Source organism: Variibacter gotjawalensis (assembly GCF_002355335.1).
GTDB lineage: Bacteria > Pseudomonadota > Alphaproteobacteria > Rhizobiales > Xanthobacteraceae > Variibacter > Variibacter gotjawalensis.
In genome coordinates this window covers 1,649,426-1,667,076 of the sequence record NZ_AP014946.1, presented here as the reverse complement: position 1 = coordinate 1,667,076, position 17,651 = coordinate 1,649,426, and the positions used below count along the sequence as shown (strand labels likewise).

At 63.5% G+C, this 17,651-nt stretch carries 17 protein-coding genes; 4 read left to right on the top strand and 13 right to left on the bottom strand.

The genetic code is table 11. The annotated features are described in order from the left end of the window. Positions 1 to 53 precede the first annotated feature (53 nt). The 7 genes from GJW30_RS08090 to GJW30_RS08060 all read right to left on the bottom strand — a co-directional run bounded on the left by GJW30_RS08090 (position 54) and on the right by GJW30_RS08060 (position 7,335). Positions 54 to 770 (bottom strand): fimbrial biogenesis chaperone, encoded by a 717-nt coding sequence (locus tag GJW30_RS08090; RefSeq protein ID WP_096353997.1) that lies wholly within the window; start codon positions 768 to 770, stop codon positions 54 to 56. 104 nt (positions 771 to 874) lie between these two features. Next, entirely contained in the window at positions 875 to 1,342 is a 468-nt protein-coding gene (locus GJW30_RS08085; RefSeq protein WP_245408689.1) for a Csu type fimbrial protein, read from the bottom strand. A gap of 296 nt (positions 1,343 to 1,638) precedes the next feature. Then, positions 1,639 to 1,824 (bottom strand): DUF2188 domain-containing protein, encoded by a 186-nt coding sequence (locus GJW30_RS08080; RefSeq protein WP_096353994.1) that lies wholly within the window; start codon positions 1,822 to 1,824, stop codon positions 1,639 to 1,641. A 143-nt stretch (positions 1,825 to 1,967) separates the two neighbouring features. Continuing rightward, entirely contained in the window at positions 1,968 to 4,526 is a 2,559-nt protein-coding gene (locus GJW30_RS08075; protein WP_245408688.1) for an HWE histidine kinase domain-containing protein, read from the bottom strand. Further along, a complete protein-coding gene (locus GJW30_RS08070; protein WP_130364803.1) occupies positions 4,526 to 5,062 on the bottom strand; it encodes a biliverdin-producing heme oxygenase in 537 nt (178 codons plus the stop codon). The genes GJW30_RS08075 and GJW30_RS08070 overlap by 1 nt, the downstream gene beginning before the upstream one ends. A gap of 64 nt (positions 5,063 to 5,126) precedes the next feature. Further along, the gene (locus GJW30_RS08065; RefSeq protein ID WP_096353968.1) at positions 5,127 to 6,287 is read right to left on the bottom strand and encodes an acyl-CoA dehydrogenase family protein; all 1,161 of its coding nucleotides are present in this window, start codon (positions 6,285 to 6,287) and stop codon (positions 5,127 to 5,129) included. Positions 6,288 to 6,366: 79 nt separating this feature from the next. Continuing rightward, positions 6,367 to 7,335 (bottom strand): alpha/beta fold hydrolase, encoded by a 969-nt coding sequence (locus tag GJW30_RS08060; protein ID WP_096353965.1) that lies wholly within the window; start codon positions 7,333 to 7,335, stop codon positions 6,367 to 6,369. Positions 7,336 to 7,392: 57 nt separating this feature from the next. On the opposite strand from GJW30_RS08060, the gene GJW30_RS08055 reads away from it, so the two are divergent. The 4 genes from GJW30_RS08055 to GJW30_RS08040 all read left to right on the top strand — a co-directional run bounded on the left by GJW30_RS08055 (position 7,393) and on the right by GJW30_RS08040 (position 12,486). After that, positions 7,393 to 8,781: a CoA transferase gene (locus GJW30_RS08055; protein WP_096358722.1), complete on the top strand. Its 1,389-nt coding sequence runs from the start codon at positions 7,393 to 7,395 to the stop codon at positions 8,779 to 8,781. Beyond that, positions 8,778 to 9,632 (top strand): amidohydrolase family protein, encoded by an 855-nt coding sequence (locus GJW30_RS08050; protein ID WP_197703779.1) that lies wholly within the window; start codon positions 8,778 to 8,780, stop codon positions 9,630 to 9,632. Before GJW30_RS08055 ends, GJW30_RS08050 begins: the two co-directional genes overlap by 4 nt. A gap of 175 nt (positions 9,633 to 9,807) precedes the next feature. After that, positions 9,808 to 10,809, top strand: coding sequence for an LLM class flavin-dependent oxidoreductase (locus GJW30_RS08045; RefSeq protein ID WP_096353959.1), 1,002 nt, complete (start codon positions 9,808 to 9,810; stop codon positions 10,807 to 10,809). Positions 10,810 to 10,875: 66 nt separating this feature from the next. Further along, entirely contained in the window at positions 10,876 to 12,486 is a 1,611-nt protein-coding gene (locus GJW30_RS08040) for an FAD-binding oxidoreductase (protein ID WP_197703778.1), read from the top strand. Here the strand turns inward: GJW30_RS08040 and GJW30_RS22900 are convergent, their stop codons facing one another. The 6 genes from GJW30_RS22900 to epmA all read right to left on the bottom strand — a co-directional run bounded on the left by GJW30_RS22900 (position 12,487) and on the right by epmA (position 17,596). Next, positions 12,487 to 12,795: a hypothetical protein gene (locus GJW30_RS22900; protein WP_165391567.1), complete on the bottom strand. Its 309-nt coding sequence runs from the start codon at positions 12,793 to 12,795 to the stop codon at positions 12,487 to 12,489. 6 nt (positions 12,796 to 12,801) lie between these two features. After that, positions 12,802 to 13,920, bottom strand: a complete 1,119-nt coding sequence (locus GJW30_RS08035; RefSeq protein WP_096353956.1) for a hypothetical protein — start codon at positions 13,918 to 13,920, stop codon at positions 12,802 to 12,804. Then, the gene (locus GJW30_RS08030) at positions 13,913 to 14,335 is read right to left on the bottom strand and encodes a hypothetical protein (protein ID WP_096353953.1); all 423 of its coding nucleotides are present in this window, start codon (positions 14,333 to 14,335) and stop codon (positions 13,913 to 13,915) included. Before GJW30_RS08030 ends, GJW30_RS08035 begins: the two co-directional genes overlap by 8 nt. Before the next feature lie 97 nt (positions 14,336 to 14,432). After that, a complete protein-coding gene (locus GJW30_RS08025) occupies positions 14,433 to 15,329 on the bottom strand; it encodes a hypothetical protein (protein WP_096353951.1) in 897 nt (298 codons plus the stop codon). Positions 15,330 to 15,490: 161 nt separating this feature from the next. After that, positions 15,491 to 16,540, bottom strand: coding sequence for a lysine-2,3-aminomutase-like protein (locus GJW30_RS08020; protein ID WP_096353948.1), 1,050 nt, complete (start codon positions 16,538 to 16,540; stop codon positions 15,491 to 15,493). Positions 16,541 to 16,555: 15 nt separating this feature from the next. Further along, positions 16,556 to 17,596 (bottom strand): EF-P lysine aminoacylase EpmA, encoded by a 1,041-nt coding sequence (epmA, locus tag GJW30_RS08015; protein WP_096353945.1) that lies wholly within the window; start codon positions 17,594 to 17,596, stop codon positions 16,556 to 16,558. Between the last annotated feature and the right edge of the window lie 55 nt (positions 17,597 to 17,651).

Below are 17,651 nucleotides of genomic sequence, written 5' to 3'. Positions count from 1 at the left end.
CCTGAGCCAAGACCTGCGAAGAAACCAACGCGCAGAAAAGGCAGAGCCAGACGTCAGGGCGCGTTATCGCCCGTGGCTTGCGCAACGATCTTACCCGTTTCGGAATTGGCGTTGATCATGAAACCCGATCGGGCGCCGAGGTCGGCGCTGCGCACAGTCCACTGCATCGTCGAGCGGCCGAGCGCATAGCCGACGAGCCCCGGACCGAAGCTCACCTGGCGCCCGGATGGTGCGCGCACGGTGACAGCCGAGAGCTGCACGCGGCGATCGCCGCGATTGGTCACCCGCAGCGTCAGCGCGCCTTTGCTTTGCGAGATCGCGTAGATGGGTTGCGCAGCGGCGGCGGCCGGCGTCGTAAAGAACAACGGCACCGAATGGCGGAGCACCAATGCGATCGTCCCGGCGCGTTTGGTCGGATCCGGCAATTCGTCGACGACGACGCGATAAGTCTCCTCGCCGACGTAAGGATGCTTCGCGGTGCGCACGACACGCACGGTGTAATCTTGCTTCGGCCGCAGTTCGGCGATCGGCGGTGACGCGACCACGTCCGTCGCGGGCTCAAGCTTTTCTTCGCCGTTCTGCTGCGTCCAACGGAAGACGCGCACCTGCGCCATGATCGGGTGGTCGCCGTTGTTGCGCAGCGTCATCGTCGTGGCGGCGCCCGGCGCCGGAACTTCGAGCAGAACGGGCGACACCTGCAACGACGCGGCGTTAGCGCCGAAACTCAGAGCGAGCGTCGCCATGGCCGCGATGAGGCCTAACCGGTTCATATGTTGTCCTTCGTGTTCTGTCTTGAAGTGGAGAGCGCTTCAGGTCCGCTTGGCCGGTTCTTCTGCGCGCTTCTTCTGTTATCCGGGGGGTGAAAGGTTCGGCATCAGTAGGTCACCGTTACGGTGATCGTGTCGGTGTAACCGCCCGTCGCGGTTGCGACTTGAGCGGGCACGCGGCCATAGACCGTGAGCGTCTGCGGAAGCCCGGTGCCGGTACCCGACACCCAGTCGGGCGCGGCATTGCCCCAGTTCAGCGTGCGCCCCGCGTCAGAATAGAGCGCGTAGTTGATGCGGGCCGCGCCCTGCTGCATCTGCCGCGTCGTCACCGTCGCGCCAGGCGCGGTGCCGGCATCTAGGCCGACAGTGTACGGCGTCGTGCCGGTGCAGAGGACCACGAAGGTCGAGGTCTGGGTGATCGGGGTCGTGATGATTCCCGGGTTGGTGCCGAAGTCCATGTTGGTGAATGTGCTGACGGTGCACTGCTTCAGGATGTTGATCAGCACCTGAAAGCTGCCGGTTGCCGTCTGGGCTTCGGCGGGCCGTGGCAGAATTGCGGCGAAGCAAAGCGACACGAGCAATACGCTGGCGGCCGCGCGAGATACCCGGCGAGTTAAAATTCTCTTCGCCCGAATATAAATAGATAGCGTCAATTGGCCTGGACGGTTGTCATAAAGCATCGTCGCCGTATCTCGCTGTTCTTGCATCAGTTTTCGCACGCACCGAGCGAGTCGCTGATTTATTTCAACTGCGAGTATCGTTTCTTCATGGTTAACAACAATTTAATACGCGCGGCGCGGCACCGACAACGCACAAAAAAACCGGCCACTGAGCAGTGGCCGGTTATTCAGATCTCAAAAATCAGCGGCGATCAGGCTTCCAGCGCCGTCGGTACGCGGATGCTGACGTGCTTACCTTGGCCGAGGTGCTTCTGAGCAAAAGCCTTGGCGGCTTCCAGCGCGGCTTCACGCGTCGGATACGAGCCGGCGATCTCGGCACCGCGCCGAATGCCCCAGCCCTCGACGTGTTTTGCGATCTCGAAACTAACCTGAGTCATGACCACCGCCCTGTTTTTCTAGCTTCGGATACTCGAACGTTCAGCCCGGCATCCGGTTCCTATGCAAGCTGTGTGCTAAGTGGATCGGAGTTGGTTGGGTTCAAGATCTCTGCGCAAAATTTCCGCGACAGTTGATGCGATGACTATCCGCCGCGCGCACTCGCGATCGCTGCGACTAAACTTCCGGCATCGTAAGGCTTGCGAACCATCGGCACTCCCGCAAGCGTGCTCGGAATCATGGCAGAATCGCCGTAGCCGGTGGCGAAGACAAACGGAATGCCGGAACGCTTGAGCTCCTCTGCGACTTCGATAGACGTGCCGCTGCCCAGATTCACATCAAGGATTGCAATATCCGGGCGGATCTTTCCTAAACCCCGAAGTGCCTCTGCGGCAGTCGCAAATGTATTGATCTCTTTGGCGCCATGCGCGGAGAGCATTGTCTCTATGTCCATTGCGATGACGAGCTGATCCTCGAGCACCATGATCTTGAGCTCGGTCAACGCGCTCGCCGTTACAGCGGGAATTGGTTTTGCTTCGCTTCGCGCGGGCGACGGAATGTATTTTCCAATGAAGCGCGCCGGCACAACAAAATTCGCCGCGACACCATCGATCGCATAGTCGAGCTCGCTTGAGCCGCCGAGATCGAACGGGATGCTGCGATCCACCAACACGGTGCCGAAGCCCCGCCGTTTCGGCGGCGTCACCGGCGGGCCGCCGGTCTCCTTCCAGCGCACTTGGAGATCGCCGGTTTCGCCCAGCTTCCAATCCACTCTCAGCTTGCCGCCCGAGACCGAAAGCGCACCGTATTTCGCCGCGTTGGTCGCGAGTTCGTGGATGACGAGCGTGAACACCGAGAAGGCGCGCGCATCGAGCGAAACCTGCGGGCCTTCCATCGCTATCGCGGCGGCATCGCGGTAGGGCGAGAGTTCGGCCTCGAACAACGAGCGGAGCGAGCCGCCGCCGTCGTTGCGGATAATTTGATCGTGCGCGAAGGACAGCGCCATGATGCGCTTCTTCAGCGCCGCCGCGTAGTTGGTCAGCGTCTCGGCCTCGCGGATCGGCTGCGATACCAGCGACTTGATGAGCGCCAGGATGTTCTTGACGCGGTGATTGAGTTCCTCGTGCAGGATTTTCTGGCGAACGTCTGCCTTGCGGCGCTCTTCCGACAGCGTCTCCGAGTGCCGGAGGATAACCTCAAGCAGTGCTACGCGCGTCGCCTCAGCGATCTCACGGTCGGCGTCGCCCCACGGCAGAGACTGCCGCTCGACCTGCTCTTTCCAGATCGAAAAGCTCTTGCGTGGCGTCAGGCGGTCGCCCAGCGGGCCGCTCTCATATGACTTGTTCGGGTCGCCAGCCCACTCGACTGTCTGAATGACCTCGCGGCGGAAGAACAAGAGATAGTCGCGCGGCGTCTGCGTGAGCGGGATCGCGAGTGTGCCGCACGCCTGCTCCGAGTAAATCGTGGCATCGTCCAAGCGGCCGCTGAGTTCGTGCGTCGCCCAGACGCGACCTTCGCTGACGTCGTTGAGGAAGCGTGTCAGCTGCGGGATCGCACTGGTCGGCGGCGTTGCGCCGAAGGAAGTCCAGCGCCCGTCGATGTAGAGGCCTGCGCCGTCGCACGGCATGAGTTCGGCAAGATGCGGCAAGCTCGCGCGCAGGAATTCCGCATAGTCGTCGTGCGAGGAGAAATCGCGCACGAAGCCGTCGAGCAAGCGGCGCGCGGCCGCCGCATGCGCGATGCGTTCGCGCTGACGCAGCGTGTCGAGCTGCAGCGAGAAAAACTCGCCGAACAGTTCGGCGGCGACGCGCTGCCCCATCGTCAAATTGCGCGGCGCATAGTGATGGCACGCAATGAGGCCCCACAATTCGCCGCCGATGATGATCGAGATCGACATCGACGCCGCCACGCCCATGTTGCGGAGATATTCGAGGTGGATCGGTGAGACGCTGCGCAGGTGGGCATACGATAAGTCTAGCGCTTCACCGGAGGCATCGAGCAGCGGCTCGATTGGAGTCGCGCCGCCGCGCGCATCGCCGATGATGCGGATGGTGTTGCGGAGATAAAGCTGGCGCGCCTGCTGCGGGATATCGCTCGCCGGAAAGTGTTGACCCAGAAAGCTCTCGAGATCGCCGCGTTTCGATTCCGCGGCAACGCGCCCCGAACCATCCGGCGCGAATTGATAGATCATCACGCGGTCGTATTCGAGGAGGCCACGCAGCAGTCGTGCTGTTGTCTGGATCAGCGCGGGCGTTTTGTCGATATCGCGGATGCGCGCGATCAGCATGCGGCTGATTTCGAGCGATGCCTGGCTATCGACGCCGGCTTCCTCGAATTCGAGAATCGCGACGCCCTTGTGACGGTGCACCGCGACGTCGAAGGTCTTCGCGCCGTGATCGAGACGGAAGCCGGTCAACTGCCCGGCGCGCGAAGGATCGAGCGTCTTCGTTAGCGCATTGCGCAAATCATGCGCGGCGCGCTCGCCGAGAACGCGATCGGTCGGCGCACCGACGAGTTCGCTGGATTTCAGTTCGAGGAATTCCGCTGCGTTGGCCGAATGACGGACGATGCGCTCGGCCGCGATGTCGCACGCGATCAACGCGCCGTGCGGCTGGATGCTGCCCGGAATGTGGATCGGCTCGCGATCGCAGTTCGTGAGATTGACGCCGCCGTTCTCTTTCATCTGCCCGTGGTCTTTTCCCATCAGTCAGTGAACGCGCGCGCGGCCACCGCAAAGGTTTCGTTCGCAGCCGCGATCACCGCGTCTGGGTCGGCCTCGTCGTCCTGCTCGAGAAGGCGCAAGTAAGAACGCCATGTATCCGCGTTCGCCTGAAGGCTGAGGTGTCTGGCGCCGAAATCTTCGGCAAGACCGAGCATCCTTACGTTGCGGAGGAGAAGTTTAGCCCCAAGACTAGAACCTTCAAGGACGTAGAGGGTTCCCAGCCGGGCGGCGAAATCGGTATCGAGATGCGGCTGTTCGGGCCTCGGACGCGCTAAGCCGAGGTCGGCAAGGTCACGGTCCATCGCGCTAGCGATCATCGTCGGGCGCCAACCGCCGAAGCGCGGAGGCCATCCGGAGTCGGCCCATGCGACCTCAATCGGCTGACGGAATGCATAGATGCCGCTGAGGTAGCGCTTATAAGCCGCGAGATCGGTCAGTTCCCCGACGAGATTTTCAAGATGTTCGTGCGCCGCGGCGGTCGACTCGCGCAGGCGCAAATGGAGGGGGGAGCGAACCATCTGGCTGACTTAAGCCACGATAAAGTCTTGCACAATGGTAGCCATCGTACCGACTCGCGCGTGCCTAGTAGGAGCGCGGCAGGCCGAGAACGTGCTCGGCGAGATACGACAGGATCATGTTCGTCGAGATCGGCGCCACCTGATAGAGCCGCGCCTCGCGGAATTTGCGCTCAATGTCGTATTCCTCGGCAAAGCCGAAGCCCCCGTGCGTCTGCAGGCACATGTCGGCGGCCGCCCAGGCCGCATCGGCGGCCAGCAGCTTCGCCATGTTGGCCTGCTCGCCGCAGTCGAGGCCGGCCTGATAGCGCTCGGCGGCTTCCCGCACCATCAGCTCGGCCGCCTTGATCTGCGAATAGGCGCGCGCGATCGGGAATTGAACGCCTTGGTTCTGGCCGATCGGACGGCCGAACAACACGCGCTCCTTGGCGTAACCCACCGCCTTTTCGATGAACCAGCGCCCATCGCCGATCGACTCGGACGCGATGAGAATGCGCTCGGCATTCATGCCGGAGAGGATGTAGCGGAAGCCCTTGCCCTCCTCGCCGATGAGGTTCTCGGCCGGCACTTCCATGTTGTCGAAGAACACTTCGGTGGTCGCATGATTCATCATCGTGCGGATCGGACGGATAGTGAGTCCGTTGTTCTTCGCGGCGCGCATGTCGACGATGAAAACCGAGAGGCCGTCGGTGCGCTTCTCGACCTTGTCGCGCGGCGTCGTACGCGCGAGCAGCAACATCAAGTGGGAGTGCTCGGCGCGTGAGGTCCAGATTTTCTGGCCGTTCACTGTGTAACTGGAGTTACCCTTCTTCTCCGCGACCGTGCGCAGCGAGAGCGTGTCCGTACCGGACGTCGGCTCGGTGACACCGAACGCCTGCAGGCGCAATTCGCCGCTGGCGATGCCGGTGAGGTATTTCTTTTTCTGCTCTGCCGAGCCGTGACGCATCACGGTGCCCATCGTGTACATCTGGGCATGACACGCCGCGCCGTTGCAGCCGCTCGCGTGGATCTCCTCCATGATCGCGGCTGCCTGCAGCATCGAGAGGCCCGAGCCGCCGTATTCTTCGGGGATCAGCGCGGCGAGAAATCCGGCGTCGGTCAGCGCTTTGACGAACTCGGTCGGATACGCGCGCTCACGATCGGTCTTGCGCCAATACTCGCCGGGAAACTTCGCGCAGAGCGAACGCACGGCATCGCGGATCTCTTTCGTATCTTCGTGATTTTGCATTGTGGCGCTTCGTCCCGCGGCTCTGCGATTGATTGTTGCGGCCGACTATACCGGCCGCGTCAGCGCGATCAAAGCCGCGCTAGCGCAGAGCTTCAACTTCGGTGACGAGCCGAGCGATGAAAACGTCCGGGTCTTCGATCTGCGGAATGTGACCGAGCCCCGGCAACGTCACGAGTTTCGCTGAGGGCAACAAAGTCTGCAGATCGCGCGCCTGATCGAGCGGCGTCACGGTGTCCTCCTCGCCCCAGAGGATCGTGACCTTGTTGTCGATCTTGCCGTAGGCGTCGCGATCGGCACTCAGCGCAGTCGGATCGCTGCCGAGGAAATACAACAGCCACACACCGAAGTCCGGCGTCGTATTCTCCCGCGCCATCGGCCGCTGCAGCAGTTCGACATAGTGCCGCGCGCGGCCCTTGCGGGCGATCAGCTGCTTGATGAGCGTTTCGGTCATCAGCGGATTGGTGACGGTCGCGGCGATCAGCGTTTCGCGCAGCCATGGGTGCTGCAGAAGATCAGGTGCATTTGCGGTGCCTTTCTCGGTCAGGCCGAGCGCGGCATCGACCAGCACCAGCGCGCGCGTTTTCTCCGGCGCGCGCATCACCGTCTCGACAGCGGCGCCCGCACCGAAGGAATGCCCGACGATGATCGCGCGCTCGGCTTTGAGCGCCGTCAACATATCGATCACGCGCTCCGCCTGATCTTTCCGCGTATACGTACCTGGCCGATCCGAGAATCCGAACGGCGGAATATCGAAGGCGATGGCGCGGAAACCTTTCGCGACAAGCGCCTGCATGGTCGGCCGCCACAGCTCGCTCCACGCCGCCGTCCCGTGAAACAGCACGACAGGCACACCATCCGGCGGACCGGCTTCCTGAACAAAGATACGACCGGACCGCGTCGCAACCAGACGCCCGCTTGATGGCATCAGCCGTTCCACCGTCACGGTCTCGCGATAAGCGGCCGAGACGCGGAACCCCGCCAATGCAACGCAGACCAGCACGACAAGTGCTAGCAAACTGCCGGCAGTCCATTTCACAATGCGGCGCATGCTGCGACGAATCCTCGATGCGGCAGCGTACCACGATCGCGGTTGCCGGACCTCGAAATGACGCCTGACGAAATTCTGCAAAAGCTGTGGCGCGACGCCGGCCACGATGCCGGCGCGCTTGACAATGTCAGCCTGACGGGCGCCGAGCCTGGCCTGCCGTCATCGTTTCGCGTCGGCGCGGCCGCGCAAGTGTCGATTGCGGCCGCGACGCTGGCTGCTGCGGAACTTTGGCAGGCGCGCGGCGGCAAGCGCGGACCAGTTTCGGTCGCAATGGATCACGCCTGCGCGGAGGTGCGCTCCGATCACTACGTCCGCGTTAACGGCGAGAAATTGCCGGAGCCGTGGGACAAGATCGCGGGGCTTTATCCATGCCGCGACGGCTTCGTGCGCATCCATACGAACTTTCCGCATCACCGCGACGGCATTTTGAAGCTGCTCGGCTGCGATTATTCGCGCGAGGCGGTCGGCGCTGCGCTGGCGAACTGGGATCGCGTCAGCTTCGAGACCGCATGCGCCGAGGCCGGCATGGTCGCGTCCGCGCTACGCACATTCGCGGAGCGGGACGCGCATCCGCACGCAACGGCGCTCGCGCGCATGCCATTGGTGAGCATCGAGAAGATCGGCGATGCACCGGCCGAGCCGTTACACGACAGCGAACGCCCGCTCGGCGGCGTTCGCGTGCTCGATCTCACGCGCATCATCGCAGGGCCGGTCGCGGGGCGCACGCTGGCGGCGCACGGCGCGAGCGTTTTGCTGATCACGTCTGCGCACCTGCCGTCGATCCCCGCGCTCGTCGTCGACACGGGGCGCGGCAAGCGCTCGGCGCAACTCGATCTCCGCGATGCGAGCGACAAAGATGGTATGCGCGCGCTGATCGCGGACAGCGATATTTTCCTGCAGGGTTACCGGCCGGGCGGCCTAGCGTCGCTCGGGTTCTCGCCGGAGGAATGCGCGGCGCTCAGGCCCGGCATCGTCTATGTGTCGCTCTCCGCCTACGGGCATGAGGGTCCGTGGGCGAATAAGCGCGGCTTTGATTCACTCGTGCAGGCCGCGACCGGATTCAACCTCGCGGAGGGCGAAGCCTTCGGCGACGGAAAGCCGAAAGTCTTCCCGACGCAGATCCTCGACCACGCAGCCGGGATGCTGCTCGCTTTCGGCGCGATGACGGCGCTGAAGCGCCGGGTCGAGCACGGTGGCAGCTGGCACGTGCGCGTCTCGCTCGCCGGCGTCGCGCATTGGCTGCGCGGGCTCGGGCGCTTGCCGAACGGTTTTGCGGCGCCTGACCCGACCTTCGAGGACGCAGCGCCGTATCTCGAAAAGACCGCATCGCCGTTCGGCGAAATCACCGCCGTGCGCCACGCCGGCATTCTCTCGCAAACACCCGCCTATTGGGCACAGTCGACGGTGCCGCTCGGCACCGATACGGCGGAATGGAGACCACGATGACGATCCCGCACACGGTCGGCGACGCGCCGCCGCAGCACGCCGTTCCGCCCGATGCGTGCGACTGCCACATGCATTTCTACGACGATGCGTTTCCGGCCTTGCGCCCGGCGTCACGCCTCGTCAGCAACGCGGGCGTCACGCAGTATCGCAAATTGCAGAACCGGCTCGGAACGTCGCGCGTCGTGGTCGTGCAGCCGGCGCCCTACGTCAACGACAACACGGTGACGCTCGCGGCGATCGCCGAGATCGGCAACGCGCGCGGCGTCGCCGTCATTCATCCTGACGTGACGGATGCGGAACTGCAGCGGCTCAACGCGGGCGGCATTCGCGGCATTCGCTTTTCGATCTTCGATCCTCGTACCGCTGCGGTGAGTTTCGACATGATCGCGCCGCTGGCCGCGCGGATGAATGCGCTCGGCTGGCATGTGCAACTTCATCTGCGCGGCGATCAGATTGTCGAGCACGAAAAGCTGATCGAACAGCTCCCCTGCCCGATGGTGTTCGATCATCTCGGCCGCATTCCGCAGCCCGAAGGCATTCAGCATCCGGCTTTCGCGATCATCCAGCGCTTGCTGAAAGCGCGTCGCGCGTGGGTGAAGCTGTCCGGCGCTTATGCGGATACGAAGGTCGGCGCGCCGTCCTACTCCGACGCCGTCGCTATGATGCGGGCGTATGTTGCGACCGCGCCGGAGCGCTGCGTTTTCGGCAGTGACTGGCCGCATCCGACGGAGGCCGCCGATCACAAGCCGGACGATGCGCGGCTGATCGACCTCATCGCGGAAGCCGCACCGGACGAGGCCGTGCGGCGCAAGATCCTGGTCGACAATCCAGCCAAGCTTTATGGGTTTTGATGCTCCGAGGTTCAGTTCCACCCTCATCCTGAGGAGCCGCGAAGCGGCGTCTCGAAGGATCGGGCGGCCTCGTCCTTCGAGACGCGACAGGGCTGGCTTCGCCAGCCGGTGTCGCTCCTCAGGATGAGGCCGAGGAACTCTGGCAAACGATCTCTGCAAGACATAAGTGGTTCCCATGCTCCCGCTCTCAGTCCTCGACCTTTCCCCGGTCACCACGGAAACCAGCGCCGCCCAGGCGCTCGCCAACACGATCGACCTCGGCCGTCATGCCGATGCGCTCGGCTACACGCGTTATTGGATGGCGGAGCATCACAATCTGCCGAACATCGCGAGCGGCGCGCCCGACATCATGATCGGGCAAGTCGCGGCGGCGACGAAGACGATCCGCGTCGGCGCCGGCGGGATCATGCTGCCGAACCATCCGCCGCTGATGGTGGCGGAGCGCTTCAAAGTGCTCGAAGCGCTGTTTCCGGATCGCATCGATCTCGGCCTCGGCCGCGCGCCGGGCACCGACCAGGTCACATGGCATGCACTGCGCCGCCGCCAAGAGGTCAGCCCCGAGGACGATTTCCTCGAGCGCTTTCAAGAGCTCGTCGCCTTCGAGGCGAAGCTGTTTCCGGAGCAGCATCCCTACAGCAAAATCACCGTGATGCCGGCGGGCGTTGCGCTGCCGCCGATCTGGCTGCTCGGCTCGTCCGAATATTCGGCGCAGCTCGCCGCAGCAGTCGGCATGGGCTATTCGTTCGCTTCGCATTTCTCAGACCTCGATGCGAGCGGGCCGATGCGCGCCTACAAGGCGCAGTTCAAGCCGTCGCATTGGCGCGAGACGCCCTACTCGATCCTCGCCGTACACGCGATCGTCGCCGACACCGACGCGGAAGCCGAACGCCTCGCCTCCACCGTGGAGCTCAATTTCGCGCGCCGGGCGCAAGGTCTGTTCGTGCCGCTTGCAAGCCCCGAGGAGGCGCAGGCTTATCCCTACACGCCGGTCGATCGCGATCGCATCAAGCGCAATCGCTCGCGCGTCTATGTCGGTTCGCCGAAGACCGTGAAGGAGCGGCTCGACGCCGTCGTCGAGACGACGCAGGCCGACGAAATCATGGTGACGAGCTTCATCTTCGACCACGCGGCGCGCAAACGCTCCTACGAGCTGTTGATGCAGGCTTTCAAAGGCTAATCGACCGGCGTATTTCCGCCAGATTAGGTATGCTGTATCCGGCCACCCGCCGGAGCAGAATCACGCATGCCCTCATTCTTCAGCCGCCACAAAAAGGGCGTCTCGCTCGCCGCGATCGTCGTCGCGCTTGCGGGCGTCTACGGTTTTCGCAAGGCGCAGTATTACGCGGCGGACCCGGTCGGCGAGAAGGATTGCGGACCGCTGACGGTTCCGGCGACCGGCACGCAGACGCAAGGCACAGCACCGAGCGCCGTCAAACCGCTCGAAGGCGTAACGTGGTCGCAGCTCGGCGGCACCATCAACGATGTATCGTGTCTCAACCGCGCGGAAATCTTCGGTGTCGTCGAGGTGAAGAACGAAAGCGATATCGGCAAAGTGATCGCCTTCGCGCGCGAGCATAATCTCACCGTTACGGCCGCCGGCGTGCGCCATGCGATGGGCGGGCACGCGTTCCGCAAAGGTGGCATCGTTCTCGATATGCGGAAGTTCAACGCCGTTCGCGTCAACGCCGACGCCAAGACGATGACGGTGCAGTCGGGCGCGGCGTGGCACGACATCCAGAACATTCTGCATCCGCGCTTCGCCGTGAAGGCGATGCAGTCGACCGACATCTTCACGGTCGGCGGCTCGATCTCTGTCAACGCGCACGGCATGGATCACCAAGCCGGCGCGATGGCGCGCTCGATCAAATCGATGCGTGTGATGATGGCGGACGGGACGATTGAGGCAATCTCGCGCGACAAGAACCGCGAGCTGTTCGATCTCGTCGTCGGTGGTTACGGCCTGTTCGGCGTCATCATCGACGCGACGCTCGAGATCGTCGACAACGCGGTCTACCAGACCGGGCGGCGCATGCTCGACTACAAGGATTTCCCGGCGACGTTCGAGCGCGAGATCGCGCCGAACAAGAATATCGCGCTGATGTATGGGCATCTCTCGACCGCGCCGTCGTCGTTCCTGCGCGAGATGCTGATCTACACGTACACAAAATCCGACGATGCCAACGCGGTGCGCAAGGATTTGGGCGAAGTGTCCGGCATCAAGATGCGCCGGCTCGTCTTTAATCTCTCCAAGAAGGGCGGCTTCTTCCAAGAGATGAAGTGGTTCTCCGAGAAGCACATCGAGCATCGCATGGAGAACTGCACGGTGACACGCACGCAGGCGATCGGCTCCGGCGAAGCGTGTCTCGTCAACCGCAACGACCCGATGCATGACTCTGTGCCGTACTTACGCAACGCACTGAAGAACGACACCGACATTCTGCACGAGTATTTCGTGCCGCGTGACAAGCTCGTTCCGTTCATCGACGCGATGCGCGACGTGCTGCTCGCGAATAAGACGAACTTGCTCAACGCGTCGGTGCGCGTCGTCGATCAGGAAGACAACTTCCTCACCTACGCGCCGCAGCCATCGTTCTCCGTGGTGCTCTACATCAATCAGACGACAGACGATGAGGGCAACGCGAAGATGCGCAAAGTGACGCAGGAGCTGATCGATCTGACACAGCGTTTCGGCGGCCGCTACTTCCTGCCGTATCAGCTGTATGCGAGCCCGCAGCAGCTGCAGGCCGCGTATCCGCAAGTGCACGATTTCTTCGCCGCGAAGCGAAAGTACGATCCGAACGGCATGTTCCGGAACACGTTCTCGGAAAAATACGCGGCCGCGGTGGAAAAGTAGCTAGCGCAGCGCGACGCGTTTCTGCCCCGTGCAACCTTCCGCAATACGCGCGTCGAGCACCAGCAACGCGCCGGCAGCGTAGAGTTTGCGGATGAAATCCGGTGCGTCGGAGCGCGCGACGACAACCCTATCGCCGAGCTGAATGAAGCGTCCGTCGGCCGCCGTCACCGCCGCAAGCGCCTGCCCGCTCAACCCGAAAACCGCGACAGATGTGCCGGCAGGTGCGACGAACGACATCGCGGCCGCAATCGCAGTCCAGGCGGCGAGGAAGGCCGCCCCGACTAACGCTGCTGTCGTGATCGTTCGCATCACGCCTCAGTAATCGTAGAAGTGTTCGACGTCGGCGCCGGCCTTTTCGAACTCGCGCACGGCCTCGCCCATCTGCGGCACTTTAACATCGAAACCGGCGCGGCGGAATCCGGGCTTGGAGACGAGCGGCTGCGAGAATAGCTCGCGCACGCCTTCCACCTTCGGTGCCGCGCCGTCCTTCAGCACGGCCGTCATCAGAATATCGTCGTTGCCGCCGATCTCGGCGATAATCTCGCCGTCGCGGCCGAGCTGCTTCACGATATCGGTGAACGCCTTGTAGCGCGGGATGACGATCAGCTCATGCGCGCTGTCGAGCGCACGCCAGCGCTTGATGCGCTGCTCCTTCTGATAGCTGTCGCGCGAAAGATTGTCGACGATCACCATGATGTCCTGCGGCGCCGGATCGCTCGACGCGTCGAGCGCCTTCGCGATCAGCCACGCGTAGCCGATCTTGAAGCCGTAATCGGCCGAAAGCGCGAGCTTGCGTTCGATCGAACGCAGATGGCTCGGCGTCTTTTCGGAGAGTGACCACAAGCCTTTCAGCTTTTCGCCGAACGGGAATTTGTACCACGGCACCGTGTAGAGAAACGCCGCGTATTCCTGCGCGACCTTGCGCGCGTAGATGTCCTCCGGCGTCGGCTGCGAACCGCGGATCCATTCGAACAACCGGCCGATCGTGTTCTCGTACGCAGCCTTGACGGCGAGTTCGGCCGTGTAGCTGACGCCGATCACGTAGACCATCGTCTTCACTTCGCCGAGCGGCTCGTGCCGGCCGGCGCCGATGCGATTGATCGTGCAGAAGCTCTTCCAGAAACCCGAGATGTGCTGGAAATACGGGAAGCTGCTCTCGCTCTTGCCGTCGAGGAATTTGCCGAAGTCCTCGAACGAATAGACGATGTACCACTCGGGGAAGGTGAAATACGTCCACGCTTCGTTGCGCGGATACGCGGCTTCCTTGATCAGCGGCAGCGTGCGCAAACCTTGCTGCGCACTCTGCTGCGCCGCGATCGGCGTGCGGCATTGCGACTCGACGAGCGCGACCGGGACAATGCCGACGAGCGCGATCAGCGCGAGGACGATGGCGATGCGCTTCAACCAGCGCCGCTTCTTTTTCGGCTCAGGCATGACGGACTTGCGGAACGCGCGGTGAGAGAACAAAGCCGATCAGGATAGCGACACCGCCGAGCAAGAGATGCGGCGCATTGGCGAAGAAGCGCGTCGCGAGCGGCAGATCGCGCACGCCCGCGATGAAGATGCCGAAGTCGAGATAGCCGCTGCCGGTGAGCAGGCCGAGCACGCCGTCGGCGAAATACATGACGCCGAACAGGCGGAAGAAAAGATCGGAAGCGTTGCGCGATGTCATCGCGGCAATCGCGGCCCAGATCAGCGAGACGAGATGCAGGCCGTCGCCGTACCAGGTGCGGGCGAAGAGACCGAAGATCAGATTGTTTTGGTCGATGAAAGCCGGCACGTAACCGATCGCGATGACGAAGGCGAGCGCGGCCGCATAGCCCCAGGCCAACAATCTGATGAGGTCCACGTCACGTCTCCCGAATCTGTTGAGTATTCTGGCTACAATAGATGACCGCCGCTTGGCGGCGAATTGGCAAAGATCAGATTGTGCGCAGAAATCGCGGTTAGTTCATCGCGAGGCGTAGCATGGTGCCGAGGGCGAGGATGCCCGCAACGGCAAGCATGGCGTAACGCAGGAACGAGGAGCCTTCGCCGGAGGGCGATTGCGTCGCGGCAGCGGGCGCTGCCACGGTGTCGGGCGTTGCCGCATAAGCCGCGCCCGTGTTGGAGCTCGGCGTCGGACCGCCGGTCATCTGCGCGGCGACGCGGGCGCGCTGTTCCGCCGTCATGGTCGGCGCAGGACTCGGTGGCGCCTTGATAACCTTTGTCTGCACCGGCGTGCTGGCGACGGCTGCAGTCGCGGCGGGCGGCGTTGCGGCAGGCGGTGTCGGTGCGGCAGCAGTCGCGGGATTTGCCGAGGCGGCGGTGGCAGCAGACTCTGCCGGCGTATTCGTGCCGCCGAAGGTCGACATCACGGCGTCTTCGGTCGTCGTCGGCAACGGCAGCGCGGAGATAGCGGCCGGCGAGTCGACGACGCGCGGCGCGGACGGCACGAAGCTCGAGCCGATCTTCGGCGTGTTGGGGAGGAACAGCAGAGTTTCCTGGCTGACGCCGTGGACGCGCTGGAAGCCGGCTGCGTCGGTGCCGCGGCGCGGACGGGCGCGCGGTGTCGGCGTATCGGTATCGTTCGACGCAGCGCTGCGCGCTTCGTTGCGGGCCTGGCGGCGTGCCTCACGCTGCTCGGCGCGCGCCTTGCGGCGTTCGGCGCGAGTCGTGCGGAAACTGCCGCGACGCGAATAGCTGCGGCGGCTGAAGCCGCGGCGCGAACGACGCGCCGACGTAGCGTCCGGAGTCCCGATGGACTGACCGTTTTCCGAGTGGGTGATTGCGTAGTCTTTGCAGGAGCCGACGATACGGCCGTCACAGGCGGCAGCAGAGCGCACGCCGACGAGCGCAGCCACGGCCAGCGCCCCCGCCAAAATCAAAGATCGAAAGCCTAGCTTGACGGTCCCTTGTCGGACACGAAGCATTGGTCCCCTCGTACGCGATACACCCACCAGCATCCAGCGCTTCAAAGTTGACGTCAACTTGGCGAGAACGCGGCATTTAAAACTTCTGTGACTTAGACTTTCGAGTAAGGGTGCGATTGCCCCTGATAGTCTTTCACAGTTTGAACCGCCCCGGCCTCGTCGAGGTAAGACGGTCCAATAGGTGATTTCCCGAAACCACCCGGAATGTCAAGCACATAGGTCGGCTGGCATAGTCCGGACACGCGTCCGTGAAGCTGCCGGACCAGCTCCTGGCCCTCTTTTATCGTGATACGGAAGTGCCCGGTGCCGGGTGCCAGATCGGGGTGGTGCAAATAATAGGGTTTGACCCGGGATTCGACGAAAGCCCGCATCAAATCGGCCAAAACCTCCACGGAATCGTTCACACCGCGCAGCAGGACCGACTGGCTCAGCAGCGGGATTCCGGCGTCTGCCAGGCGGCCGAGGGCGCCTCGCGCTGGCTCGGTTAACTCTCTGGCGTGATTGGCGTGCAGCACCAAGTACGTCGTGGCGCCCGGTGCTTTCAGCGCCCGCACCATGGCGGGCGTGACGCGTTCGGGCGCGACGGAAGGTATGCGCGTGTGAAGGCGGACGATCTTCACATGAGGTATCGCGGCGATTTGCTTGATCACGGCGGCAAGGCGCCGCGGCGCCATCACGAGCGGATCGCCGCCGGTGAGTATCACTTCCCAGATCTCGGGACGTGCGCGCACATAATCGAGCGCGGCCGAGATCTCGCTGTCGCTCAGCGCTTTCTTGCCGGGCCCGACCATCTCGCGACGGAAGCAAAAGCGGCAATAGACCGCGCAGACGTTGACGAGCTTGAGCAGCACGCGATCCGGATAGCGGTGTACGATGCCTTTGACGGGCGTGTGCGCGTCGTCGCCGATCGGGTCGGCGTGTTCGTCGTCCGTGATGGTGAGTTCGGCGAAGTCCGGCACGAACTGGCGCGCGATCGGGTCGGCCGCGTCAGTACGATCAATCAGCTCCGTCATCGCCGGGGTAATCGCCGCCGCGTAACGCTCGCCGACGCGCGCGAGATCGTCGCGCCGCTCGCGCGGCGCAAGGCCGGACGAGACCAGCTCATCGGCTGATCGCAACGTCTTCTCGGCAATGTCGTGCATCGGCGGGGGTTTAAGTCACCGGACCACGGGTGTCCAGATCACCTGCTCGATGTCGGTCGCGCCGGCCGCGAGCATGACCAAGCGGTCAAAGCCGAGCGCGCTGCCGGACGCCTGCGGCATCGAGCCCAGCGCTGCAATGAAATCCTCGTCGATCGGGTAACGCTCGCCGTAGACACGCTCTTTCTCGTCCATCTCGGCGATGAAGCGGCGTCGCTGCTCGGCCGGGTCGGTCAATTCGCCGAACGCGTTGGCGAGTTCGACGCCGCAGACATAGAGCTCGAACCGCTCGGCGACGCGCGGATCGCGCGGGCTGGGGCGCGCGAGCGCTGCCTCGGAAACAGGGTATTCGCAGAGGATCGTGGCGCGGCCGATGCCAAGCTTTGGCTCGATCTTCTCGACCAGCACGCGGCTGAAGACATCCGCCCAGGTGTCGTCGGCGGCGACGCGGATGCCGCGCGCATTCGCGGATGCAGCCAGCGCATCGCGATCTGTCGCATCGGGGCTCACGGCCGCGAGCAGATCGATGCCGGCGTAACGATCGAACGCTTCGGCCAGCGTCACGCGCTCCGGCTCGGCAAGAGGGTCCGCCGCCAAACCCCGCCAGCTGAACGACTTCGTCCCGGCCGCCTCCGCCGCCAAACGAAGCAAAGCGGTGCAGTCCGTCATCAGCGCCTCGTATGTCTCGCCGGCGCGGTACCATTCCAGCATCGTGAATTCGGGGTGATGCAGCGCTCCCCGCTCGCGATTGCGAAAGACCCGGGCGAAGTCGAAGATCCGCTTTTCTCCCGCCGCGAGCAGCTTCTTGCAGGCGAATTCCGGCGAGGTACGCAGATACAGCCGCTCCGCTTGACCATCCGGCCCAAGCTTTTCGGTAGCAAACCCGTGCAGGTGCGCCTCATTGCCGGGAGAACGCTGGAGGATACCGCCCTCAACCTCGGTGAAGCCGTCCGCCCAGAAAAACTGCCGGAGTGCTGCTTTGATGCGCCCGCGCGCAGCCAAAAACGGCCGGCGGTCGGCGTGGACATGCGGGGACCACCAGGGCGAGGCTTCTGTCACGCTTTTCTCCGGCAAGGAAAGGGCTGGCGAACAGCCACACAATCGTTATGTTGCG